The following is a 22,128-nucleotide window of genomic DNA, read 5'->3' on the forward strand; positions in this document are numbered from 1 at the left end:
AATCCTCGCCGTGCTGAAACACGACGAGGACCCATAAATCTATTTGATTGGGCTAGCTGGGTTCGAACCAGCGCATCACGGGATCAAAACCCGTTGCCTTACCACTTGGCTATAGCCCAAGAATTGAAGTCATCACTGACCCAACAGAAATAAATTTTATCATTAATCAGGGGGAGAACGCAAGCCTTTTTTGAAAATTTTTGCGATTGGATTTAGTTGCGCCGGCCAAATCAAACCGTTACCATAAATGGTGTGAGCAAAAAATGTGACCAATGACCATGACTATTAATATTAATAAACAATTATTAATTATATGAGGTGAAGACATTGACCGGAAAAGTTACCATCAAAGATGTTGCCAAAGCGGCGGGCGTTTCAGAAGCCACCGTCTCACGAGCGCTCAGCCACAGTCCGCGCGTCAAACGGGATACTAGCCAAAAAATCCAAAATATTGCCAGCAACCTAGGCTATCACCCCAACGACTTGGCACGAAGTATCCGGGTCCAACAGACCCACACGTTGGGGTTGATCATCCCTGACATCCTCAATGCCTTCTTCACCCATCTGAGTCGTGCGATTGAGGATGCAGCCTCACGAGCGGGCTACGACGTGATCCTGGTCAACACGGATGAGAACTTGGCCAAGGAAGCCAGCGGCCTAAATCTGTTACTCGAAAAGCAAGTCGACGGCGTGATTATTACCAGTGCTGGTGGCCCGACCGACTACGCAGCCATTCTTGGCCCTACCCCTGCCGTCTTCGTTGACCGCATGCCGCCGACTCCCAACCACGCGCCGTACGACCGGGTACTGGTCGACAACGTCCAAGGCACCCGCGCCATCGTCACCCAGCTCATTGCCCAGGGCGCTACCCGCGTTGGGATTATCAATAGCGCCGTGTCTTTTACCGCCAATGAACGACTGGCTGGCTACCAAGAGGCCCTGACTGCGGCCGGCATTGAACCGGACGAAGCCATCGAGGCCACGGCTCGCACGGACAATAGTAATGTCCAGCAAATGACCCGGCAATTATTAATTAACCAGAAGTGTGACGGCCTGTTTGTCGCGGATAATACCATTATGGAAAGTGTCTTGCGTAAGCTCCCCGACCTAAACGTCCCCAACCTACAGCTAGGCGGCTTCGACGATCAGGACTGGTTTGACTTTCTCCCGCAACCCATCGTCACGGCGCGCCAGCCGATTGCCGAGCTGGGGCAAACAGCCATCGATCGCCTAGTCGCCAAGATTGACGACCCCGACCTGTTGCCCGAAGAGATTCGGTTGGCCGCGACCACCATTTCACGCTAGAGTAATACCGAGAAATAACCGGGCCAGGTACGCGGCCTGCGTTTCATTGAAACGGCACCCACGCACGGCCCAGTCGGAGACTTGTAACGTGTCAAATCGGCAGGTGCTCAGGTCGTGGTGTTTCAACGACGTTTCAGAAAAATCGGCTTGGTCCAGGGTGCAATCATCGAATTGGCACTGTTTCAGCGTGCTACCCAAGCAGTTCAGTTCCGTGAGCTTACTCCGCTGAAACGCGACTTGGGTCAGCTTGGCTTCATTAAAATTTGTCAGTGAGAGGTCACAGTCCACAAACGTGACCTCTTTTAGTGTGCCGTGATCCAGAGTCGTCCCAACCAGCTTGCAGTTCTCAAAACGGACGCGAAACAGGCTGATACCGTCAAAGTCACAGTTAACCAGCGTACAATTGTGAAAAATCGTATCGGTCACTTCAAAGCGGCTAAAAGCATCGCCCATAAACACCATACTAGTCAGCGTCGACTGGTCAATCAGTGGATGTTCCAGGCGCTGTTCCACGATGGTTTCTTGTTTCATGGCAACCTGGGCCAGCAACTGGTCTTCGGCCTGGGTGATGGTCGTGAATGACTGGGGAATCAGTGTTTCAGTGGGAATCTTGGGGGCGTTCATGGCGTTTCATCTCCTTTGGGAGCTAGTATACGGTAAATTGGCGGGATTGGATAGTCGCTTTACGTCAAATTAAATTTTGTGCTATGATTATTGTGAAAGTGTATACAAAGCTCACAGGAGGTTTTCGTTATGACCGTTTTTCCTATTTTACAAGATAAGGTTGCCATTGTTACTGGTGCTGCCATGGGTATGGGTGCCGCTACCGCAAAGCTTTTTGCGGAGGCCAAAGCCAAAGTTATCGTCGCAGATTTTAATGATGAAAAGGGCCAGGCTGTAGCCGACGCAATCACTGCTGCCGGAAATGAAGCGACATTCGTTCACGTTGATATTTCTAAGAGTACCGACGTTCAACATTTAGTCGACACCACCGTCAAAACTTATGGCGAATTAAATATTGCCATCAACAACGCGGCTCTAGCCCCTGACCAAGCGCCCGTCGATCAATTCGACGAATCCTACTGGGATCGCCTGATGAGTGTTGACTTAAAGGGAACTGCCCTGTGTTTGAAATATGAATTACAAACGATGATTAAGCAAGGAAAAGGCGGCTCAATCGTCAATATCTCATCCGTCTCTGGCTTCCGGCCACAACCCAACAATATGGTCTACGTCGCCGCAAAACATGGTGTTCGCGGTATGACGAAGGTAGCCGCCCTTGAAAATGGTAAACATAATATTCGCGTTAACAGCTTGGCACCAGGCGCGATTGATACGCCTATGCTTCATCAATCACTTGCAGAGACTGGGCAAGACCCGCAACAAGTCGCTGATGCACTGAGCGAGCTAGGCCGTTTTGGCGATCCCCGTGAGATTGCACAAGGTAGCTTGTTCCTAGCATCCGACATGGCTTCTTACGTTACAGGCACAACATTAGCTGTTGATGCGGGCTTTACAAATATGTAGGTTAAAATCGTCTGCCAGTCCAACCAATTCCAGGCTATTTCATCTCTGCTTGTCAGCTCGCCACCCATCCGGTAAACTAAAAACTATCAGGAAAAATCCCGAAAAAAAGCGAACCACCCTGGCTGGGGTAGCTCGCTTTTGGTATCTCCACCAACCCGTCCACGCGAAGGTTTTGGGCTTGATTTTCTCGAGAGTGATGAGGTGCTCGGAAAAGGGGTTGGTGGGTTGTTGCTGTTGATTTGGTGGTGCTGTGTTGGGGCCGCTCTTGGCTGGTTATATCCGGAAACTTGCGGCCTCTGAAACGTGTTCCGCGAGCCAGACTCCTGCGCTTAACCCAGCTAAGAAAACTCCCCAGTCTTTGCTGGAGATATTTGCTTAAGGCGTTGGAATCGTTCTTGTCTTTTATATCCGGAAACTTGCGCCCTCCGAAACGTGTTCCGCAGGGCAGCTGGTTCCGCTTAACACCATTAAGAAAACGACCCAGAACCGGGGTCATTTCCTTAATGCCGTTAATGCTCGCCAGCTAGGCGCCCTGCTCCACACTCTTACTTTAGAATCTCACAAAATTCAATCGTTTCGTGATTCGGTCCCAAAATGTTGAAGAACCGAATTCCCTTCTCCCAGAACGATGGGATGGATTGAATTTCGTCGTTGACCAGGTCTAAGCCCTGTTCCTTTGCGGCGGCGAAGGCCTTGTCAACGTCGGTGGTGTTCAACGAAATGTGGTTGATGGCGCCGGCCGTTGGATTGGTTGGGTCGCCTTCCCATGTTTCAATCGTCAGGTTGCCCAGGCGCATGAAGGCGCACCGGGTGTCACCGTTTGGGAATAATCCCGCGCGTTCGAACCCTAATGATTCGTAAAACGCCATCGTCTTATCTAAATCTGCCGTGGGAATGCCCACGTGTTGAATTCCAGTAATAAAATCTTGAACTGCCATTTTGCATTAGCTCCTATTCAATCTTTTGACCAACATCAACGGCTTGGTGCTTCAGCTTCGGGAAGATCACTTTGTCAGCGATCCCGGTAATTCCACCTTGGGCCAGGAAGGCAAAGACCGTTCCCAATCCAAAGTTGGTGAATTGCCGCGTGATGACCAAGGCAATAATCGCCATGATGGTCGGTGGAATGTATGACGCCCACATCGCTTTGGAAGCTTGGCCTTTAAAGTAGCGGAAACGCAGGATCTGCATCAAGTCATCCGCGGGGTGCAACACCAGGTTGACCCGTTGGTAGATGGAAATGGCCACCGCGATAAACGCAACGCCCAAGAAGTTCAAGGCAACGTAGAGGATGACCATCCCCGTGCCGCGCGCTTCCGGTAGCCCGGCGAACAACGCCGGATATTTGCCATCAAAGAAGTCCTCAAACACTTGAATCAACGCGGAGAATGGCACCATGAAGACCATGTTTCCGGCAATCCGTTTCCAATCCCAGTGGTGAATCAAGATAGCGTTTAGCACCGCCGTCAAGAATCCCATGATTAGAAACGCCCAGAATAGGTTCCAATGGAAGGCCGTTCCCAGGTTGGCTTCGGCTGCGGACCAGTAGGCCGCCCCCAGGAAGGACGGGTGAATCTTAGCGCTCGTGACCAACGTCAACACGTTACCGGCCGAGTTGATGACCAGTGACAGTGCGAAGTAGGCAATCGCCTTGGACATGGAAATCGTCCGCTGGTTACTTACCGTAACGTCGGCACCCGTATTCAAATCGCTTGCTGCTTCAACTTTCACAATAATCCCTTACCTTTACTAGTCACTGACTTTAACGACGGCCTTGCTGACGCCAGCAACCTTGCCGTTTAAGACATCCTCAACTTGTTCCAAACTAACTTCGTGGCTGATCAAGGATTCAACATCCAATTGGCCACTGGATAACAGGGCAATCCCATCTTCGAAGGCATATGGGTTGATGAAGGCCCCTTGGATCTTCAATTGCTTTTGGTAAACTTCGTACGTGTTCATGGAGAAGGTTTGGTTAGGCTTACCCACACCAAACATCAGGACTTGGGCACCCTTCTTGGTAGCTTCAACGGCTTGTTCTTGGGTTTGTGGCAACCCAACGGCTTCGATCACAACGTCGTAGTCGGCAGGAATGCTGTCACGCGTGGTGTTGTAAGTGTTGGTAACGCCAAACTTTTCCTTGTTGAAGGCCAGCTTTTCGTCAACGATGCCGGCAAAATCAACTTGGTGAACGCCGTAAGCTTGTAATAATTGCACGAATAATTGCCCCATGAAACCATCGCCGATGACCAATGCCTTTTGGTAAGGCTTAACGCTCAGTAAGCTCATGCCGTGAACCGCGCAGGAGATGGGTTCAGTCGTGGCAGCGGCCTTCAAAGACACGTTGTCAGGAATTGGGTATACGACGGATGAAGGTGCCGTGAAGGATTCTTCCAAGCCACCATCGCGGGTAACCCCAACGGCGGACAGGTTGTCACACAGTTCTGGGCGGTCGGTCCGGCAGTATTCACATTGGCCACAGTAGATATTAGGGTCAACGGTTACGCGGTCGCCGACTTTCACGTTGGTCACGTCACTACCGATAGCGGCAACGATCCCGGAGTTTTCATGGCCTAACACGATTGGTGGCACAGCGTCTGCGGAGCCAGGAAGGCCGGCGTAAAGGGCCCGGTCAGTCCCACAAATACCAGCGTAAGCGGTGTTGACCAACACTTCGTTGGGCTTAACTTCTGGCTTGGCAACGTCTTGGATCTCCATCTTTTTGGTTCCAGTTAAAACTAAGGCTTTCATAATTAAAATTCTTCCTCTCTTACTTGTTGTACTCGTTAAGCGCTAAGGCAAAATCACCCAGCGTGGCTGAACCATTGTCCTTGACGGCAGGCATCACGATGTAATCCGTAAGCTTGCCGACGTTGACATAATCATTCAATAACTCAGCAAATTCGTGCCGGACCTTTTTCAAGAAGGCTTCACTGACAACGCCGCCACCAAAGACGATCTTGTCAGGCCGCATCATCAATGTGACTTGCAAGGCTGCTTGGGCAACGTAGTAAGCCATGATGTCCCAGACGTGGTCGGTCAACGGAACGTCCTTACCGGGTTTCCCCAGCCGCGCGTCGAACGTTGGTCCGCTGACCAAGCCTTCCAAGCAATCCCCATGAAATGGGCAGATTCCCGCGAAATTTAAGTCGTCGGGATGCCGCTTCAAGCGAACGTGCCCCATTTCAGGGTGGCCCAGACTACCCACGAAATGCCCGTTAATGATAGCGCCGGCCCCCACGCCGGTCCCAATCGTGAAGTAAACTAACGAGTCGATATTTTCGTTGAACAGCGTGGACATCACGTACTCACCATAGGCAGAGCCGTTCACGTCAGACGTCCAGTACATCGGCACGTCCAACTCCTGCTTTAGCCGACCCACGAAATCCGTGTTGGCCCAGCCAGGCTTTGGCGTGTTGGTGATATAGCCGTACTTCGGTGAGTTCCGTCGCAGTTCGATCGGGCCAAATGATGAAATGGCAATCGCCTTTAGCTCCGGGAACTGTTTAAAGTACGCGATGGTCTTGCTTAAGGTTTCTTCCGGAGTTGTGGTGGGAATCCGAACCTTGTCCTTAGTCTGATAATCTTCGTTACCGATTGCACAAACAAACTTGGTTCCCCCAGCTTCAATACTTCCGAGTTGCATATTTGCTACCTCCACATTTACGCCGGGGGCCGTGACCCGCGGCACCTTTTATCTAAGTTATGATGACTGATACAGTCATTTTTAAATCGTTTTCAGTATAGCAAGCTCACTACGGATTTTTAAGGTATTTTTGTCACGAAAATTTTCAGAAAACGCGCCGAAATCGCATGATTATCGAAATACAAACGATTGTATTTATCGTGAAATTAGTCACTTATTCAACAAAATCAGCGTAATTGTTCGATTTATGATAGCGCTTTCATTTTATTTCAACTAATAAAAGCGCCCCGTTAATTGGCGGGACGCCTTGGATGGTACCGATTCAGTTTGTTTGAGTGGCTGATTTCACTCAGTTCATCCGGAAACTGGCAGCCTTCGAAACGTGCGCCGTAGGGCAGCTGGTTCCGCTTAACACCATTAAGCAAATAACCCCGGCTAAAATACGCGGTTGTCTCAGGGCGTTCTGGCCACTCTCGCCAATATATCCGGAAACTGGCGGCCGCCGAAACGTGCGCCACTAGCCAGACTCCTGCGCTTAACCCAGCTAAAAAACTCCCCCAAAGACCCGGGGAAGTCCTTTAGCTACGGCTTTTGGCCAGTTCATCCGAAAACTGGCAGCCTTCGAAACGTGCGCCGTAGGGCAACTGGTTCCGCTTAACACCATTAAGCAAATAACCCAAACCCGGGGTTATTCCCTTAATGCCGTTAATGCTCGCCAGCTAACCGCCCTACTCTACACTCTTTCTTGCTTGATAAGCCCGACTATAAGCATCGACCCCGCGCATCGCTTGGGCGACGTCGTCTGGGGTGACTTCAAACGGCATCCGGCTCATAGTGTCTGCTGGTGCCGTGGCTTGTTCACCGACCTTCAGGAGTTCTTCATCGGTAACATTTGGAATCTTCAAGTCAGCTAAGGTCGTTGGCAGGCCTAATGACAAGTCAAAGGCCAAGTACCGGTCGAATTCTTCTTCAGACCGGCCTTCCAAGAAGAGTTGGGTCAAAGTCCCGTAAGCCACCTTTTCCCCGTGGGTCAGTTCGTGAATAGGACCGTCCAACGCGGTCAAGCCATCGTGAATGGCATGAGCTGCGGACAGGCCACCACTTTCAAAGCCGACCCCACTCATCAAGGTGTTGGCTTCAACGATCTTGTTCAACGCGTTGGTAACGGCGTGTTGCTTAACGGATGCGACCGCTAGCCGACCATACTTGAACAGGGTATCTTCACATTTTTGGGCAATCGCGTTGCCGACCAAGGTCTGCTTGGCCCCCAGCATGTTATCGCTGTTCCCTTTGGCTACGGCTTGGGCTTCAACGTTAGTGGCTAAAGCATCCGCAATCCCAGAAGCCAACAGGCGCGCTGGTGCTCCGGCAACCAAACGGGTATCGATCAATACTAAGTCAGGGTTCTTGTCGTAGAACCGGTAAGCCTTGAAGGACCCGTCTTCATGGTAAATGACGGACAGCCGTGAGCACGGCGCATCAGTCGAGGCCAATGATGGCAGAATAGCAACAGGAACTTTCAGGTTGTCGGCAATCGCCTTGGCGGAATCCAGTGCCTTCCCGCCACCTAAACCAATCACCACGTCGGCGCCAAAGTCGCTGCCAATGCCCGTGATGCGATCAATTTCTTCTGGAGAAGCTTCACCCCGGAAAATGACCTTGTGCACATCAAATTTATTTTCTGTTAAGTAATCTTTGAACTGGTCACCCACGATTTTGTAGACAGCGGTATCAGCCATCAAAATCGGTTTGCGCCCCAGTTTTTCTAAGTATTGGACACTATCAAACAAAACACCTTTGCCTTGTACATATGAAGCGGGACTCCCAAACATCTGTGTCATTAAAAATCGCTCCTAACTGTATTTATGATAGCTTACGTGTGATGTTATTCACAACACCTCCATTATAAAGATGAAAACGGTTAACATCAAACGTTTTCCAAGCCCCTTGCCCCAAATTCTGAGATGTGATAGACTAGCGCTACTGAAGCAAACTGAATACTTTTGTTCTCTAGGGTTCCGCCAATTGGGTCTGGTCCGAGAGAGAACCTGTGGCTTGAGCCGCAGACACGGAAGGGAAAAAGCCTGGGAGATTTTGTCAATTACTGACGAAATTTCTCAGGCTTTTTCTGTAGATTAAGGAGGATTTTCTATGTGGCAACATTGGATGACCGTTGTTTTCGGCGCGGTCTTTGAAGTCAGCTGGGTCGTGGGCTTTAAGCACGCCTCGACCCCGTGGGAATGGTTACTGACGGGAATCGCCGTTTATTTAAGTTTTTATTTTCTGATTCGAGCCAGTCGGCACATCCCCGCCGGCACAGCCTACGCCGTCTTCGTCGGGCTCGGCACACTAGGAACTACCAGTGTGGGTATGCTGGCCTTTGGTGAACCCGTCAGTCTGCTTAAAATTGGACTGATTGCGCTCTTGCTGGTCGGCATCGGCGGCTTACAATTCACAACGAAAGGTGGTCACTGATCATGGCTTGGTTATTCTTAATCTTTGCTGGTCTCAACGAAATGCTGGGCGTCACCTTCATGAACTGGGCCTTGCATGCTAAGAAATGGTGGCTCTGGTTCCTGATGGTGGTGACCTTCAGTCTGAGCTTCGGCGCGCTTGAATTGGCACTCAAGACCTTGCCCATGGGCACTGCCTATGCCGTCTGGACCGGAATCGGTGCCGCTGGCGGTGTGATCACTGGCATGCTGTTCTCCCATGAATCCAAGGACTGGCGCAAGCTCCTGTGGGTCGTCGTGATTTTGGGAGCTACCATGGGCCTTAAGCTAATCAGCTAATGGCAACACCAAGTTGTACCAGGTCTCACCTGCGTGGGCTGAAGCGGAAACGCCTTCGTTGACGTATCCGTTGCGCTCGTAAAATGGGACCAACCGCTGCAGGCAGGTCAGCGTAATGGCTTGTCGGTGTTGCCGGCGGGCGACTTGGGCCAAGGCTGTCAGGAGTTGGCTACCTAGTCCCGCTTGTTGGTGCTGGGGACTAACGGCCAGACTCAAGACCGTTTGGTACGGATCGGTCGGCCTATTGGGGGTCGATTGCGCGAACAGTTCGTCAGTCAAATAGCGCTGATCAAACGCTGGGCCAACGATATAACCCAATATTGTGTCGCTATCTTTAGCAACTAAGAAAGTGTCTGAAATCAGCCGAATCCGTTCGGCCATGCTGGCTTCGGTCGCCGCTTCGGCGGGGGTGAAGCCAGCTTTTTCAATGGTCATAATTTGGGCCAGATCTTGGGACTGTGCGGGATTAATAGTGATGGTCATGGGTACTCCTCCTAAAGGTTATCTGTACCCAGTATACACCGCGTCCAACCGCCAGTAAGTGGAACTTCATTAACGATAATTTTCGTCACCGAATCGTTTATTAGCAAACCGTTTCGCCGCAGATTTACTACGATACCCATAGCCGTCAACCCAAGCACCCGCACCACTGGCCATTTGCAATGTGTCATAGCTCTTACCATGAATTCGATGATGCCGTTCGCTGTAGTAACTGCCGGCACCGGCGCCTTGGTTCCAACCGTATGTCCACAGCCACTTCTTACCAGCCGTTGCAATAATCCAGTGTTGATGCCGTTTGGACCGGGGGTCGCCTCCTGCAGTTATCGGTCTTGCATGCAGGTTGTAAGTCCAGTGACTAACCCGCATCTTAGTCGCTGTTATCTTCATCCAGTAATAATGACCACCACTGTAGGTGTACCAAGTCCCGCGAAACCGCTTAGGAAACCGTCGTAACGTCTGCTTTCCTTGGGCTAATGCGGGTTGTGTCGTGTTCAGACCACCACCAAGAGCAGCCAACAATACGAGTAACCAAATCGACCGTTTCATTCGCCTATCCTTTCACGTGCGTCGTTTGCTTAAACCGATCCGGCATGGCAAAAGTGTTGCTACGCTTTTGGACAAAATACAGGCTGTGCCCCTTCTTCTTTAAGCCAAACGTTACCTTGCCGCCCTTCACAAAACCAATGTGCTGTAGTGTGCCCTTAAATTGGTAATGGCCATGCACGTATTGATATTTGAGATGCTTCACTAAGCTTTCTGGATTGTTGGAAATACTCAGGCTAAACGTCTTCGCTCTGACCGTGACCACCGGCGCAAATCCCGCCGCTGAATGCTTCCCCAGCGGCGTCGTTGACTGATACATGCCGCGCAGCTGCTTCGGCGTCCCGTGATGCCACGTTGCCGCTTGTGCGGGAGTCGTCAGCCCGACGCCACCCCATAGTGCTACCAAAAAGACTAACCCCATCACTCGTCTCAACTGTCGCCAGCTCCTCTCAATGCCCCTCTGCAATCACTCTTGATGTTTACTATCTTAAGTGACTGAGACGTGATTGGCAAGCACTTTCACTCCATAAATTTTATTATATTTCAGCTATATACGAGATTAATAAGCAATATAAAAGGCCGGTATAAACCGACCCACAAATTCCTTTATCTTAAAACGTCCGCACGACTCGCGTCACCACGCTGCGGCCACCTAGCAATACCTCACTCAACTGATCCTTGGCAGCTGGCGTGTCCCAGTAGCGCTTGGCCTGAGCCAATTTGACACTCACCGCGGACCCATCCGTGGCCGGCAACAGCCTGGCATCCCCCGCGAATACGGGACCAGTCGTCGTGACCTGGACCATTTGGAGAACGTGACGGCCCTCTCTTTCAAACAACTCGCGCCACGCCAACGCGTGATCATAGGTCCGCGCCGCAAATAAGCAGGCCAACCGTGAGGGGTAGTCGGGGTGATCACGCAACCGGACCAATTCCAGCACGGTTTCTCGCAACGCATGGACTTGGCGGTCCCGGTCGCCGCGCAATTGCGTGGTCTGCGTCGGTGTCAGCGCCAACCGTGGCGTTTTTAAAATTTGGTCCCATGGAAGCTGTTCCCCGCGGCCCAAGATGACTCTGGCTTGTGCGTTGGTCCGACCGTCTGAGAAGTCAAAGACCTGCCGTTCGTGGACGGCTTGACGCGTGACTAAGTGGTAGAAGACTGGCATGATGCCTCACCTCGCTTGCATAATTAATTTCATTATACGCAAAAACGCGCGGCAATTCCGGCCACGCGCTTCGACGACACTATTTATTTGGCGAGCTTGGCACCCTTGTTAGCATAGTACATGGAGCCAATGTTTCCGGAAACACTAATCTTGCCGTTCTTGTAAACCAGCTTGGTAACAGAAACGTTCTTCAGCGGTGTCCCTTTGTACTTCTTGGTAACGGTTGACAGGTATTCGTTGATGGACATCCCAGAACTGACGACCAGCACGTTACCGCCGCCACGCTTCTTGGTTGCCTTGGCAATGGTCTTCATTTCCTTGGCCATCCGCTTTTCAACTTGCTTGGAACTTTCAGCACGGTCAGCCTTGACCAACTTGGTCTTTTGACTGTTCTGCTTGTCCAGCTTGTAGTAAGCGTCTTGGAGCTTGGTCCAGTAGTTCTTACCTTGCTTAGCCATCATCTCGTCACCATTTTTGAAGCCGTAAACGCCGGCGATCAAGGCGTTGTCAGTAGCAATACTGTCACCTTCAAAGCTCCCGTAGCCGCCTTCACGCAGGTACTTGGAAACGTTGACTTTGACCTTCTTGTTGCCAGAATACTTCAGGGCATGCTTAGCCGTGACTTGTTGGCGCGTCAAGTTCCCAGCGTAGGCAGCAACAAACTTCTTGCCCTTTAACCCGCGGCCGAGATCGTTAGCGACCTTGGTCCCGTTCTTAGTCAATGGGAAGTCGCTCCAACCTTGGACCCGGCCCATCACGTTCCCAGTCGTTTCCCCGTGGCGGGTCAAGTAAATGGTCACAGGCTTAGTCGTGGTCTTCTTCTTGGCTTGGGCAGTGGTGGTGCCACCAATCATGGCAACGGCCCCCGCTGTAACTGCTAAGACACTCAGAACTTGCTTACCGAACTTCATCATGAATCTCCTCCGTAATATGTATAAAATTATAAGACACACACTAAAATTGCCGGTTTATCCAGATAGGTTAAACGTTTTAGCAAGCGCTTACAGATATAAATTTATCATAAAGTTCTGCGGAGCACAACGCTTATTTTATGACCCGTCACGCTTACAAGCCGCCAAAAAAAGTGTGTAACCAACTGACTGTTGGCGACACACCTCATTGACTCCGATTAAAATTTTAATTCATATTCAAATTTCAATTTTTTATAATAATCCTGTTCAATCAAATCCGTCGGCCGGACCTCTCCGGGCTTCATGTCGAAATAGGCCACGCCGGCCTGCTTGAGCATCGTGTAGACGAACTGCGAGCAGAACATGATGTTGGGTTTCGCAGAGTGCTTGGACACCAGCCCAACCATGTTATACGCACTGCCTTCGCGATTGATTTCGGCAATCTTATCGGCCACAAAGTGCTTTTGCGCAGCCGTCACTGGTAAACTGTAAACCAGAATCGAGGCCCCCGCCTTTTGATGGAAGAACGCCAGCGTCTTGGCATTCATCCCCGGTGGGTAGACGTTATCGCCCCCGTTGTAGCTGATAATCGTCGCCAATTCCCGGTCAAATGCCAGTGACACGTGATTAAACTGTTTGCGCGTAAAAACCGAGATCATCTCACTGGCCGCACTCCCAGTATTGGACACAGCTAAGTAAAGTCGTGAATCTGCCATCGTGGCCTCTACCGCCTCAAAGTACGCCGGCGTCAGGGTCCCGTGGTTGATGTAATGCACGGCACTGTGCCGCGGCAAATCTTCAATGATCGTCTTCACGTGGTCAACGGACACCTTGTCCTTGGCCTCAGCGGCAGTGTTGAGGAGGTCACTGAGCTTGTCGGCGCTTTGCCGCAACTCATCGAAGCTGACCGCGGTCGCTTCCTCTACTGTTGGCAGGTAAAACGCCGTTTGGTCATTGGTCGTCACGAAGCGTTCCACCCACAGCGGGAGTACGACCAGCATTACGCCAACGAGTTTGGCTAGCAGATAAGCGGGAAAGGTGCCCCGCAACGGAAAGACGCCGACCGACACGAAGACAATCTGAATCGCCATCAAAAGCGCGTACACCACCGTCAGGCCAATTTTAGCTAAATGGGGGAAGCGGGCCAGCCAGGTGCGTAAGACCATCACCACCGCGATGTAGAGGTAGACGATGATCAGGAGGGGTTGGTTGGCGAATAAATATAAGCAACCTAATAAAATCCAGCCCATCCCCCGAATCTTAATGGACTGGAAGTAGTCGATAACGTCATTCATGAAGCGTTGGTCTCCAATCTCAGGCAGGCCATCTTCTGGGATTACTGCCCGATTTTTCATGAAATTAGTATACCATACGTGGTTTAGATTACTAGCTCACCTCATACAATATGACCAGGTGACAAAGGCAGTTCACACCATCATTTTCAGCAAACGCGTCATTGCAAAACAATGTGCCTTAACCCCCGTACACAATCTTAGTTCCAATGGTCAATCCTCTTTTTAATTTCCCGAGAATTTCGTTTCCTATGGTATACTTGGCCTATCATCTGAGGAGGCGTCACCATGAAATTGCTCAAATCTACATTGCTAATCCTGCTAGCTATGGGAACTATAGGCCTCACCCTCATCACGATCGGGACCATTGCTCCCGCCACACCAGCCGCGGCCGCGCACCATGACTACGTAACCACGCCCAAGTCGATTCGCGGAACTTGGTTAGCCCGTAACTCGACCAACCATTTTAAGCGCCGTCTGAGAATCACGAAGTACACGCTGACCGTCACCAATTACCATAAGAACGGTCACAAGAGTGCGGCTACTTCCTATACAGCCCGTGGCAATAAAATCACCAAAGGTTTGGGCATTCCTAGCCTCATGGCCAGTAACCACAAGAATGCCAAGGGGTACTGGTCCGTTGGTCTGAGCCAAAGTAACGATGAATACTTACTCAAGAAGGTCAAGCACCACAATCGGACTGCACTGCGTAATTACTACCCCACTTTTAACCCCAAGCACCCAACGCAACACGCCATTCGCTATTATTACCGCGTCAAATAGACCACCCAAAAGCAGCCACCCCAACGACAACCTCGCTGGAGCAGCTGCTTTTCATTTCTATTCTACTTGCGTATCCCCTAAACGACCTTTTCCAGCGAGATCAGATGACCATTCACGCTGACCCCATACGTTGGGATGGGGCCGCTGATGACCGTGACGTTGGTGGTCGTCGCCGTCAGTTCAATTTCCAAAACGCTTTCCGCAATCTTCATGCGGTAAGTCAAGCGGGTGAGTTCCTTCGGCAAATGATTGGCGAAGTGAACGACTTCATTTTGGACGTAGAAGCCCGAGAAGCCGGCCACCAGTGCCAACCAACTGCCACCGAGATTGGCCAAATGTAAGCCATCCGCCGTGTTCTTCTGCAGGTTCACCAGGTCCATTTGCGCCGTATCCATGAAGTAGTGGTAGGCCTTTTCTGGGTCCCCCATCCGTGCGGCCAAAATGCTGAAGATCGACCGCGACAACGAGGAATCATGGGTCGTGACGCCTTCATAGTAGTGGTATTCCCGCTTTAACTGCGACACGGACAGGTCCTCTGGGAACAGGTAGTCCGCCAGCAACGTGTCGGCTTGCTTGGCAATTTGGTACCGGTAAATCGTCAGCGGGTGGTAGTGCAGTAACAGCGGGAAGTTCTCTGGCGTCGAGCGGTCAACTGGCCACCGCGGCTTGCTCAAGAAGCTGTCATCCTGCTCGTTGATCCGCAGTTCTTGGCTGTACGGCAGGTAAACGTGCTGGGCCAAGTTGTCGAAGACGTCCAGATCAGATAGGCCAATGCCAAATTTTTTCAAGCCATTCGGATCATCCTTCAAGATTTCATGTGCCAAATAAGTAACGAGTTCAAAATTATGCTTGGCTAACCGATTCGTGTAGTAGTTGTTATTGACCAGCGCCGTATACTCGTCAGGGCCAGTCACCGTGTGAAATTCAAACCGGTTCTGCGTTCCCACCTGATGCCAGGAGCCGAACGCTTCCCAGAAATGCGCCGTTTCCAAGACCATTTCAAAGCCACATTGTTCAATGAAGTCAATGTCACGGGTAATCTCGTAGTACTTGCCCACAGCGTAGGCAATGTCTGCGTCGATGTGGTACTGCGCGGTCCCTGCTGGGAAGTAGGCCGAGGCCTCTTCCCCGTTGATGGTCCGCCAAGCAAAGAGCGCGCCTTGCGAAACGCCCAGTGCCCGGGCCCGTTGCCGTGCCTTGGGCAGCGTTTGATAGCGGTACAACAGGAGTTGCCGGGCCATCTTTTGATTCGTGTAAATGAAGTACGGCAGCATGTACATTTCCGTGTCCCAGAAGTAGTGGCCTTCGTAGCCCGACCCGCTCAGGCCCTTGGCCGCAATGTTGGTGCGCCCATCTCGACCGGCAGCTTGATTCAGTTGGAACAGATTATAGTGAATCGCTAAGTCCAGCTCATCATTGCCGCCAACCGTGACTTCACTGCGATTCCAGACGTCCTGCCAGAAGTCGCGACTGTCCGCCAACAACGCCGACAAGGAATTGGCCATGAACGGTGCGGCCGGGTCAATGGTGTTTTGCTGGCCCATCTTGCCCACATAGACCTCGTAGCTCAGGGTGTGGTCGCTGTCGTCACTCAGGTCGATTGCCTGCCGCAACAGGCTACTCCCCTCGGTGAGACTCCCCAGGTAAATCGTCACGGTCTGCTTCGTCTGCCGGGTCTTCACGTGATAGCGCTGCAGATTGTGACTGACAAATTTGGTCTCACACAACGGTAAGCCCGCCATCCGCGTCTTCCGTGGGTCGGCAGACGCAATCGCTTCTGCTTCCGCTGGTACTGCGATGGCCTTGCTGACGACCAATCCCCCCGAGTAGTTGTCCGCCGTGAACTGGTAACTGGCGGCCCAGAATTCCGTTTGCGTCTGGCCAATGGCTGACTTCATCGTCAACGTAATCGTTTCGCCTTGCAAGGTTTTTAACGTGTAATGTTCCACCAACGCACCGGTCGACAAATCCAGGTCAGCACCGGTCCGCTCACTGGTCGTGAAGTCATGGCCCGTCGCCGTAGCCACGTGAATGTGGCGCAGGTCAGGTAAATTTAGAATCGTTTGGTTCTGGGTGGCGTAGCCGATACCGGCTTCCCCGTACGTGATGGGCGACGTTTCGTAGAACCCATTGATGAGCGTCCCCGTAATGGGATTGCCCGTGATCGGGTCATTGGCGCGGACGCCGAAATGCCCATTGGCTAGCGAGAACACCGTTTCCAGGTATTCCGGTTGGTGATCTGCTACGTCGCGTAACGTTAAATGGTAGTCGCGTAAAGTCAAAATAATCTCCCCCCAATAACTCTTAAATCAATCGTGCAGCCGTCGCTAAGGCGTCTTCCACCGCTGGTACGTTTCCCGTGAAGTTCAGGAAGGCGTGGCTGATGCCGCCATAGCGGAAGTAAGTCGCGTCGTCGTTGGCCTGGCCGACCTTCTTGATAAAGGCTTCATCTTGTAGCCGGAACGGATCGTACTCGCCGACCAACACCGTGACCTTGTGGAAAATACTTGGGTCCGCCAGCAGTGGTGAGAGCAGCGGCGCCGTCAAGTCTAGCGACTGATCCGCCACGTAATACCCACTCATAATCGTGTCTAACTGTTCAAATAACTGGTAGCTGCGGTGCAGCGCGTCTCGCTGATCGTCAATAATCGGAATACTGCGGTCATCCCACAGCGGTCCGTTGAGGTCGGACCCCTGAATCAAGGTCGGGTAGAACAGCAGGTGACTGGCAATCGTACAAATACCCATGGACTTGCACAATTGGCTAACGGCCAAGGCAATCGACCCACCAGCCGAGTCGCCGCCTAAGGAAATCTCCGAATAGGACTTGGTCATGGCCGCAACCACGGCTAACCCATCGAGAATGCCGGCTGGGTAAGCTTGTTCAGGCGCCAACGCGTAATCCACGTTGTACACCACACAGTTGGCTTGTTCGGCCACGAACTTCAAGGCCAGCAACACATCTTCAGGCGTCCCGCCATAGTAAGCGCCGCCGTGGAAATAAATCAGCGCCTTGTCCGCCGTCAACCGGTCCATCCGCGCGATGCGAATCACCCGTACCCGCCGGTTCATGGACACAATCTGCTGCATTTCGACTTTCATTTCCACGTTCGTCAGGTCCCGTTGCCCCGAAGTTTCCGTCCCTTGCCGCAAACTGAATAAATCTGTTGGCAGTTGCGGATTCTCTTCGATTTCAGCCACAGTTTCCCAAACCAACGGCTCAAACGTGTGAATGGGGTCTCGCTCCTTGATCCAGCTGGTCACGCCATCTTCCACGCTCGACACGTGCATGTTCTGCAGTCGTCGCAACTCATCGTTGTACCCCAAAGACTGCTTGGTTGTCGTATCATTCAACATTTTGACTACCCCTTTTCATGAACTGCTTTACTCCGAAATGATTTTTATTATGCGTTAACGCAGTCGGTGATGCCTGGTAAATCCCCATTCGTCAGGGCTCTTGGCTACGTTTTACCACCGAATTTCACTGATGTAAACCGTCGCAAATGACTTGCCTATCCGTTAACCCAACACCCGGTGCAGCCAGGCCAATTGCGTCGCAAACCAGGTCGCCACTGCCGGCTCGACGTAGCGGTCACCGAACGTGGCCTCCTGCGTGGCACCGGCCGGAAACGCCGTAATGAATCGGGCCAGGCTCAACGCGTGTGGCCCGTGCGGATACAGGTGCGCCGCCACCGGCACGCCCGCGTGCTGTAAGGCCTGAACGTAGGCCTGCGCATTTTGCGGCGGGACCAATTCGTCAGTCGCCGTGGTCCAAATGAACGTCGGCGGATTCTGGCTCGTGACCAGCTGATCCGCTTCGGTGAGGTCCCACGTCCCGCTGATGGCTTGGCGCGTCATCAAGTCTGGCGGCCAACCAAGGCGTAGACCAATCACAGGATAGGCCAATACCAGCGCTTGGACGGCGCAGTCCGCACTAGGCAACCGACACGTTTGGGCCAGTTGCGGCCACAGATCCGCGTACAATGCGGCCAGGTGCCCGCCGGCTGAAAAACCAACTAGCAAGATTCGGTGGGCATCAATCGCGTAAGTCGTGGCGTGCTGATGAAATTCCGCGACCACGTGGGTCAATTGATACAGCGCTGCCGGATAGACCGGTGGCTGATCAACCAGGCGGTAAGCCACGATTGCGACCGCATACCCTGCCGCTAAATACTGCAGGGCCACGACTTCCTTTTCGCGGTCACTGTAGAACCGGTAACCGCCACCCGGTAGGAGAATCACCAGTGGCCACCGCGGCGACTGGTTAAAATCAGCGATGGCGGCCGGTTGATAGACGGTGACGGTCACCGGGAAATCCGGTTGGCCGACCGTTAACTTAAATATCTTCATCATCGTCTAACGCTTCCGTATTGACGGCCTTAGCGGAAGTAATCTCGTCTTCATCCAATTGGTAGAAGAAGAACAGAATGACCAGAATTGACAACGCCAGGATAAGTGGCAGCCAAACGAAGCTAGTCCGAATGGCGAACAGTGCCTTGGCACCTTGAATCTTAGCGGAGGCTTGGAAGCCACCCCAAGACAACAGCCAGCCGGAAACTAAACCACCAAAGCCCATGCCCAACTTTGCACCAACCATTGGCACGGAGGAAAGAATCCCGGGTTCATCAATGTGCATTTCAGAACGGGCGTATTCCACCGTGTCCGCAATCATCACGAAGGAAATGGAGAATGCCGCTCCCATGGCGATCAGCGCAATGATATTGCCGGCAAACAAGAACGGAATACTCTTGAAGTCCATGATGATTTCGCCAACCGCGAACACGGCCATCGACAGCAACATGACGTTACGGTGCTTCATAAATTTACTCAGGAATGGAATCGAGATATTCCCAATCACGGCGACAATCACTAACCCGTTGAAGGCCCCAACTAAATCAGCCCGCCGGTAGACGTAGGTCAGGTAGTAAACCGCCGTTTGCATCCGGATCACCCAGAACGTTTGCAGTAGGATGAAACACAGGCTCAAGGTGACCCACGGTTTGTTCTTAGCCGCGCCTTTCAGAGATTCCCCAATTGACAGATGGCCTTTAATCTCGGGCGCATCTTCGGCACGGTTCTCCTGAACGTCTTGTTCACGCAAGTTGGCAAATGCCCCTAAAAACAGAACAATGATGGCAATCCCAATAAAGATCCCCCAAATCATCCAGCCTTTTTCAGCATCCTTACCACCTAATTTGGCGACCATCGGCAAGGAAATCGCCCCGATAATTGCGGTCCCGATATTGGTCATCACCATCCGTGCACTCGCCAGGTTGGTCCGTTCATCGGGATCCTTCGTCAAGCTTGGTAGAATGGCGGTAATCGGCGTGTTAGCCCCAGAATAGACTAAGCTGAATAACGTATAAACAATTGAAATCCAAGCTAACTGAAAGATCTTGTTACCACCGAATGATGGATTGAAGAACAGCAACATGGTCAAAATCCCTAAAGGAATCCCGAACCATAAGAAGTACGGCCGCGCCTTCCCGTATTTCGAGTGGGTGTGGTCAATCAAAAATCCATAAACAACACCATCAAAGGCATCAATGATTCTGACCACGAAGAACAAAGTCCCCACAAACGCAGGCGAGATGCCCATGACCGTGGTGTAGTAGAACAGCAGGTACAGCCCAACAATTTGCCAAATCAAATTTCCAGCTAGGTCGGTTGACCCATAAAAGATTCGTTGTTTCCATAACTGAGCTTTACTCATGATACTTACCTCCCCCAAAGCTTTTTCCGTACTATCAGCGTCTTGTAACCGTTTACATATATAGCATAACGATTAACTATCCCAAGCGAAATCCTAAATTATGACTGGCAACTTACCTTTTCCAACCTCCTCTTAGTTTTAGTCGAATTTGTTAACCCAAATTGACTAACCAACCGTTACTATCGACTCTATCATACGCGATATTTGAGAAAAGCAGTGATTAGGGGGCTTAATTAGTTATCAGTTTTAACCAAGTGATCATTGCCCGCATAAAAGGCAGTCCGCTTTCTCAAATTACCTGAGAAAGCGGACTGCCATGTTGGTCTTATTAGTAGCGATTCAAGGGACTTATGCCTTCGTCAGGTAGTTGGCCTTGATCTGCTTGATTTGGGCTGGCGTAATCTTTAAGCCCTTCTTAATGTAGTTGTTCATGGAACCGTAATGACCCTTTACTTCGCTGTAGAACAAGTTCAACAGGTCTGGCTTGGCCCACGTCACGTTCAGTTGTGTGTTGGACAGTAAGTAATCCCGTTGAATATCCTTCTTGCTAACGCCGAGGATCGTGTAGAGAATGGCAGCTGACGTTCCCGTCCGGTCCATTCCGTGGGAGCAGTGGAATAACAGTGCGCCCTTCTTATTCTTGGCCGCAGCCACTAAGAACTTGTGGTAGCTCTTCTTTGCGGCTGGCTTGTTGGCCATATCCCGGTACATGCCCTCGTCATCGTTATCGTAGTTGGACTTGGTTCCCAAGATAGATGACCCTAAGTACTTGGCACCAGCAATCTTCACGTCTGGCTTTTCTGCAATCTGTGACTTGGTTCTTAAGTCAAAGACCTCTTTGACATGGTACTTCTTAGCCAATTTCTTGGTGTCAGCCTTCGTCAATTTATCCAGTGAATCACTCCGTAATAACCGGTCCTTCTTCACGCGTTGACCGGTCTTGGTCTTGTACCCACCCAGGTCACGGACATTTTCCGCACCCTTTAACTTAATGGGTGCATTGACCTTCTTCGAAATTGCTGGCTGTAAAGCCGCGTCTGCTTGGGTCGTGGCTGCTTGTGCAGGTGCAACCCCCACACCAAGTAAAACTAATGAGCAACTGATTGAAGCTAACATGGCACGAACTTTCATAGAAATTGATATCCCCTTTCTGTGTAAGTTCAATTTACCAAGCCGATGTAAAATTCACGCAAGATTCTTGTAAATTTTACGTATTAATTATTGTGGGTATTATTAATATTTTTATACTGGAGGATTTGTGCGCACTCCAACAAATTGCTTCAATCGATTCCTAACAGTTTAATTAAAACGGTTCCCCCTAAGCCGACCGATAGTTTTAGGTGCCATTCCAAATGTAGTAAAAAAGCCAGTCACCTCACTTAGATTGACTGACTATTTAACGCTCTAACAATTGATTTAACCAATCGACGTAGTACTGTTCGCGACCGATGGCGTGGTCCAAGATCAGGTAGTGACCGTATGCTTGATCAACGGCGGCCTGGTCGGGAAAGACCGTTTGGCGTCGCTGCTGCAGATGGGCCAGCTGCGTACGGTGCAAGACCGCTTGCTCCTGCAGCATCGGCTGGAGCCGCGGGTCATCGGCCGATTTAATAAAGTAGAGTTTTAAAATAAACTCATCCTTGCTTGCCGCTAATTCCGGTGAGGGTTCGCTGACCCAGGCTACCAATTTTTCGTGACCGGCGGGCGTTAAGGAGTACCGCTTTTTGGCCAGTTTTTCCCCGGCAATCGTGTCCTCGTGGGTGATGTCGCCGGCCGTTTCCATCCGTTTGAGCATCGGGTAAATTTGGCTGTGCTGTGCCTGCCAGAACTCACCAATCTCATTTTCAAATGCCTTGGCCAGGTCGTAGCCGGTCTGCGGGCGCTGATTCAAGAGGCCTAAAATAATGTATTGCAATCGATTACGCTGGCCGATGATCACCAGCCCCCTT

At 51.4% G+C, this 22,128-nt stretch carries 23 protein-coding genes, 1 tRNA gene and 1 riboswitch; of the genes, 5 read left to right on the top strand and 19 right to left on the bottom strand.

The genetic code is table 11. The annotated features are described in order from the left end of the window. Positions 1-47: 47 nt before the first annotated feature. Positions 48-119: transfer RNA gene (locus NGM66_RS03900), tRNA-Gln, on the bottom strand. Positions 120-318: 199 nt separating this feature from the next. On the opposite strand from NGM66_RS03900, the gene NGM66_RS03905 reads away from it, so the two are divergent. Continuing rightward, positions 319-1,305, top strand: coding sequence for a LacI family DNA-binding transcriptional regulator (locus tag NGM66_RS03905; protein ID WP_258115399.1), 987 nt, complete (start codon positions 319-321; stop codon positions 1,303-1,305). On the opposite strand, the gene NGM66_RS03910 is transcribed toward NGM66_RS03905, so the two are convergent. Next, a complete protein-coding gene (locus NGM66_RS03910; protein WP_208907402.1) occupies positions 1,297-1,929 on the bottom strand; it encodes a pentapeptide repeat-containing protein in 633 nt (210 codons plus the stop codon). The two genes, NGM66_RS03905 and NGM66_RS03910, sit on opposite strands and share 9 nt — an antisense overlap. Before the next feature lie 129 nt (positions 1,930-2,058). Here NGM66_RS03910 and NGM66_RS03915 point away from each other — a divergent pair, with 129 nt between their 5' ends. Then, positions 2,059-2,832 carry an SDR family NAD(P)-dependent oxidoreductase gene (locus NGM66_RS03915; protein WP_208907401.1) on the top strand — a complete coding sequence of 258 codons (774 nt, stop codon included), beginning with the start codon at positions 2,059-2,061 and terminating at the stop codon, positions 2,830-2,832. Positions 2,833-3,377: 545 nt separating this feature from the next. On the opposite strand, the gene NGM66_RS03920 is transcribed toward NGM66_RS03915, so the two are convergent. The 5 genes from NGM66_RS03920 to NGM66_RS03940 all read right to left on the bottom strand — a co-directional run bounded on the left by NGM66_RS03920 (position 3,378) and on the right by NGM66_RS03940 (position 8,319). Beyond that, entirely contained in the window at positions 3,378-3,770 is a 393-nt protein-coding gene (locus NGM66_RS03920) for a VOC family protein (RefSeq protein ID WP_208907400.1), read from the bottom strand. A 13-nt stretch (positions 3,771-3,783) separates the two neighbouring features. After that, on the bottom strand, positions 3,784-4,491 hold the full coding sequence (locus NGM66_RS03925) for a DUF6198 family protein (RefSeq protein WP_245155326.1): 708 nt from the start codon (positions 4,489-4,491) through the stop codon (positions 3,784-3,786). 90 nt (positions 4,492-4,581) lie between these two features. Then, positions 4,582-5,583, bottom strand: coding sequence for a zinc-dependent alcohol dehydrogenase family protein (locus NGM66_RS03930; RefSeq protein WP_208907398.1), 1,002 nt, complete (start codon positions 5,581-5,583; stop codon positions 4,582-4,584). A gap of 19 nt (positions 5,584-5,602) precedes the next feature. Further along, the gene (gene scrK / locus NGM66_RS03935; protein WP_208907397.1) at positions 5,603-6,478 is read right to left on the bottom strand and encodes a fructokinase ScrK; all 876 of its coding nucleotides are present in this window, start codon (positions 6,476-6,478) and stop codon (positions 5,603-5,605) included. Between the two features lie 728 nt (positions 6,479-7,206). Next, positions 7,207-8,319 carry a glycerol dehydrogenase gene (locus NGM66_RS03940; RefSeq protein ID WP_208907396.1) on the bottom strand — a complete coding sequence of 371 codons (1,113 nt, stop codon included), beginning with the start codon at positions 8,317-8,319 and terminating at the stop codon, positions 7,207-7,209. 158 nt (positions 8,320-8,477) lie between these two features. Continuing rightward, positions 8,478-8,571, top strand: a riboswitch (guanidine-I (ykkC/yxkD leader). A 58-nt stretch (positions 8,572-8,629) separates the two neighbouring features. Here NGM66_RS03940 and NGM66_RS03945 point away from each other — a divergent pair. Beyond that, complete coding sequence (locus tag NGM66_RS03945) at positions 8,630-8,953, top strand: DMT family transporter (protein WP_208907395.1); 324 nt, start codon at positions 8,630-8,632, stop codon at positions 8,951-8,953. A gap of 2 nt (positions 8,954-8,955) precedes the next feature. Beyond that, positions 8,956-9,270, top strand: a complete 315-nt coding sequence (locus NGM66_RS03950) for a DMT family transporter (RefSeq protein WP_208907394.1) — start codon at positions 8,956-8,958, stop codon at positions 9,268-9,270. Here NGM66_RS03950 and NGM66_RS03955 read toward each other — a convergent pair. The 6 genes from NGM66_RS03955 to NGM66_RS03980 all read right to left on the bottom strand — a co-directional run bounded on the left by NGM66_RS03955 (position 9,259) and on the right by NGM66_RS03980 (position 13,746). Further along, positions 9,259-9,753, bottom strand: a complete 495-nt coding sequence (locus tag NGM66_RS03955; protein ID WP_208907393.1) for a GNAT family N-acetyltransferase — start codon at positions 9,751-9,753, stop codon at positions 9,259-9,261. The genes NGM66_RS03950 and NGM66_RS03955 overlap by 12 nt on opposite strands. A gap of 69 nt (positions 9,754-9,822) precedes the next feature. After that, the gene (locus tag NGM66_RS03960) at positions 9,823-10,317 is read right to left on the bottom strand and encodes a hypothetical protein (protein WP_208907392.1); all 495 of its coding nucleotides are present in this window, start codon (positions 10,315-10,317) and stop codon (positions 9,823-9,825) included. A gap of 4 nt (positions 10,318-10,321) precedes the next feature. Beyond that, on the bottom strand, positions 10,322-10,735 hold the full coding sequence (locus NGM66_RS03965) for a hypothetical protein (RefSeq protein ID WP_258115400.1): 414 nt from the start codon (positions 10,733-10,735) through the stop codon (positions 10,322-10,324). A gap of 190 nt (positions 10,736-10,925) precedes the next feature. Beyond that, positions 10,926-11,480, bottom strand: a complete 555-nt coding sequence (locus NGM66_RS03970) for a DUF2441 domain-containing protein (protein WP_208907390.1) — start codon at positions 11,478-11,480, stop codon at positions 10,926-10,928. Between the two features lie 83 nt (positions 11,481-11,563). Further along, a complete protein-coding gene (locus NGM66_RS03975; RefSeq protein ID WP_245155281.1) occupies positions 11,564-12,394 on the bottom strand; it encodes a histidine phosphatase family protein in 831 nt (276 codons plus the stop codon). A gap of 215 nt (positions 12,395-12,609) precedes the next feature. Further along, positions 12,610-13,746 carry a hypothetical protein gene (locus NGM66_RS03980; RefSeq protein WP_245155280.1) on the bottom strand — a complete coding sequence of 379 codons (1,137 nt, stop codon included), beginning with the start codon at positions 13,744-13,746 and terminating at the stop codon, positions 12,610-12,612. 225 nt (positions 13,747-13,971) lie between these two features. On the opposite strand from NGM66_RS03980, the gene NGM66_RS03985 reads away from it, so the two are divergent. Further along, positions 13,972-14,466 carry a hypothetical protein gene (locus tag NGM66_RS03985; RefSeq protein WP_208907389.1) on the top strand — a complete coding sequence of 165 codons (495 nt, stop codon included), beginning with the start codon at positions 13,972-13,974 and terminating at the stop codon, positions 14,464-14,466. Between the two features lie 77 nt (positions 14,467-14,543). Here NGM66_RS03985 and NGM66_RS03990 read toward each other — a convergent pair whose 3' ends face one another. From NGM66_RS03990 to NGM66_RS04015, 6 genes are all read right to left on the bottom strand, one after another. Continuing rightward, positions 14,544-16,748 carry a glycoside hydrolase family 65 protein gene (locus tag NGM66_RS03990; RefSeq protein WP_208907388.1) on the bottom strand — a complete coding sequence of 735 codons (2,205 nt, stop codon included), beginning with the start codon at positions 16,746-16,748 and terminating at the stop codon, positions 14,544-14,546. A gap of 22 nt (positions 16,749-16,770) precedes the next feature. Then, on the bottom strand, positions 16,771-17,823 hold the full coding sequence (locus NGM66_RS03995; RefSeq protein WP_208907387.1) for an alpha/beta hydrolase fold domain-containing protein: 1,053 nt from the start codon (positions 17,821-17,823) through the stop codon (positions 16,771-16,773). Between the two features lie 162 nt (positions 17,824-17,985). Beyond that, positions 17,986-18,819, bottom strand: coding sequence for an alpha/beta hydrolase (locus NGM66_RS04000; protein WP_258115401.1), 834 nt, complete (start codon positions 18,817-18,819; stop codon positions 17,986-17,988). Continuing rightward, complete coding sequence (locus NGM66_RS04005; protein ID WP_258115402.1) at positions 18,803-20,179, bottom strand: MFS transporter; 1,377 nt, start codon at positions 20,177-20,179, stop codon at positions 18,803-18,805. Before NGM66_RS04005 ends, NGM66_RS04000 begins: the two co-directional genes overlap by 17 nt. A gap of 348 nt (positions 20,180-20,527) precedes the next feature. After that, positions 20,528-21,310, bottom strand: coding sequence for a tyrosine-protein phosphatase (locus NGM66_RS04010; protein WP_208907384.1), 783 nt, complete (start codon positions 21,308-21,310; stop codon positions 20,528-20,530). A gap of 265 nt (positions 21,311-21,575) precedes the next feature. Then, positions 21,576-22,112: a PadR family transcriptional regulator gene (locus NGM66_RS04015; RefSeq protein ID WP_208910946.1), complete on the bottom strand. Its 537-nt coding sequence runs from the start codon at positions 22,110-22,112 to the stop codon at positions 21,576-21,578. Between the last annotated feature and the right edge of the window lie 16 nt (positions 22,113-22,128).

Source organism: Levilactobacillus yiduensis (assembly GCF_024718525.1).
Classification (GTDB): Bacteria; Bacillota; Bacilli; order Lactobacillales; family Lactobacillaceae; genus Levilactobacillus; species Levilactobacillus yiduensis.

Excerpts from the sequence above, each read along its gene's own strand:
- NGM66_RS03910 (WP_208907402.1), bottom strand. The coding sequence starts at position 1,929 with ATGAACGCCCCCAAGATTCCCACTGAAACACTGATTCCCCAGTCATTC.
- NGM66_RS03915 (WP_208907401.1), top strand. The coding sequence starts at position 2,059 with ATGACCGTTTTTCCTATTTTACAAGATAAGGTTGCCATTGTTACTGGT.
- NGM66_RS03920 (WP_208907400.1), bottom strand. The coding sequence starts at position 3,770 with ATGGCAGTTCAAGATTTTATTACTGGAATTCAACACGTGGGCATTCCC.
- NGM66_RS03925 (WP_245155326.1), bottom strand. The coding sequence starts at position 4,491 with ATGTCCAAGGCGATTGCCTACTTCGCACTGTCACTGGTCATCAACTCG.
- NGM66_RS03930 (WP_208907398.1), bottom strand. The coding sequence starts at position 5,583 with ATGAAAGCCTTAGTTTTAACTGGAACCAAAAAGATGGAGATCCAAGAC.
- scrK (WP_208907397.1), bottom strand. The coding sequence starts at position 6,478 with ATGCAACTCGGAAGTATTGAAGCTGGGGGAACCAAGTTTGTTTGTGCA.
- NGM66_RS03940 (WP_208907396.1), bottom strand. The coding sequence starts at position 8,319 with ATGACACAGATGTTTGGGAGTCCCGCTTCATATGTACAAGGCAAAGGT.
- NGM66_RS03945 (WP_208907395.1), top strand. The coding sequence starts at position 8,630 with ATGTGGCAACATTGGATGACCGTTGTTTTCGGCGCGGTCTTTGAAGTC.
- NGM66_RS03950 (WP_208907394.1), top strand. The coding sequence starts at position 8,956 with ATGGCTTGGTTATTCTTAATCTTTGCTGGTCTCAACGAAATGCTGGGC.
- NGM66_RS03955 (WP_208907393.1), bottom strand. The coding sequence starts at position 9,753 with ATGACCATCACTATTAATCCCGCACAGTCCCAAGATCTGGCCCAAATT.
- NGM66_RS03960 (WP_208907392.1), bottom strand. The coding sequence starts at position 10,317 with ATGAAACGGTCGATTTGGTTACTCGTATTGTTGGCTGCTCTTGGTGGT.
- NGM66_RS03965 (WP_258115400.1), bottom strand. The coding sequence starts at position 10,735 with ATGGGGTTAGTCTTTTTGGTAGCACTATGGGGTGGCGTCGGGCTGACG.
- NGM66_RS03970 (WP_208907390.1), bottom strand. The coding sequence starts at position 11,480 with ATGCCAGTCTTCTACCACTTAGTCACGCGTCAAGCCGTCCACGAACGG.
- NGM66_RS03975 (WP_245155281.1), bottom strand. The coding sequence starts at position 12,394 with ATGATGAAGTTCGGTAAGCAAGTTCTGAGTGTCTTAGCAGTTACAGCG.
- NGM66_RS03980 (WP_245155280.1), bottom strand. The coding sequence starts at position 13,746 with ATGAAAAATCGGGCAGTAATCCCAGAAGATGGCCTGCCTGAGATTGGA.
- NGM66_RS03985 (WP_208907389.1), top strand. The coding sequence starts at position 13,972 with ATGAAATTGCTCAAATCTACATTGCTAATCCTGCTAGCTATGGGAACT.
- NGM66_RS03995 (WP_208907387.1), bottom strand. The coding sequence starts at position 17,823 with ATGTTGAATGATACGACAACCAAGCAGTCTTTGGGGTACAACGATGAG.
- NGM66_RS04000 (WP_258115401.1), bottom strand. The coding sequence starts at position 18,819 with ATGATGAAGATATTTAAGTTAACGGTCGGCCAACCGGATTTCCCGGTG.
- NGM66_RS04005 (WP_258115402.1), bottom strand. The coding sequence starts at position 20,179 with ATGAGTAAAGCTCAGTTATGGAAACAACGAATCTTTTATGGGTCAACC.
- NGM66_RS04010 (WP_208907384.1), bottom strand. The coding sequence starts at position 21,310 with ATGAAAGTTCGTGCCATGTTAGCTTCAATCAGTTGCTCATTAGTTTTA.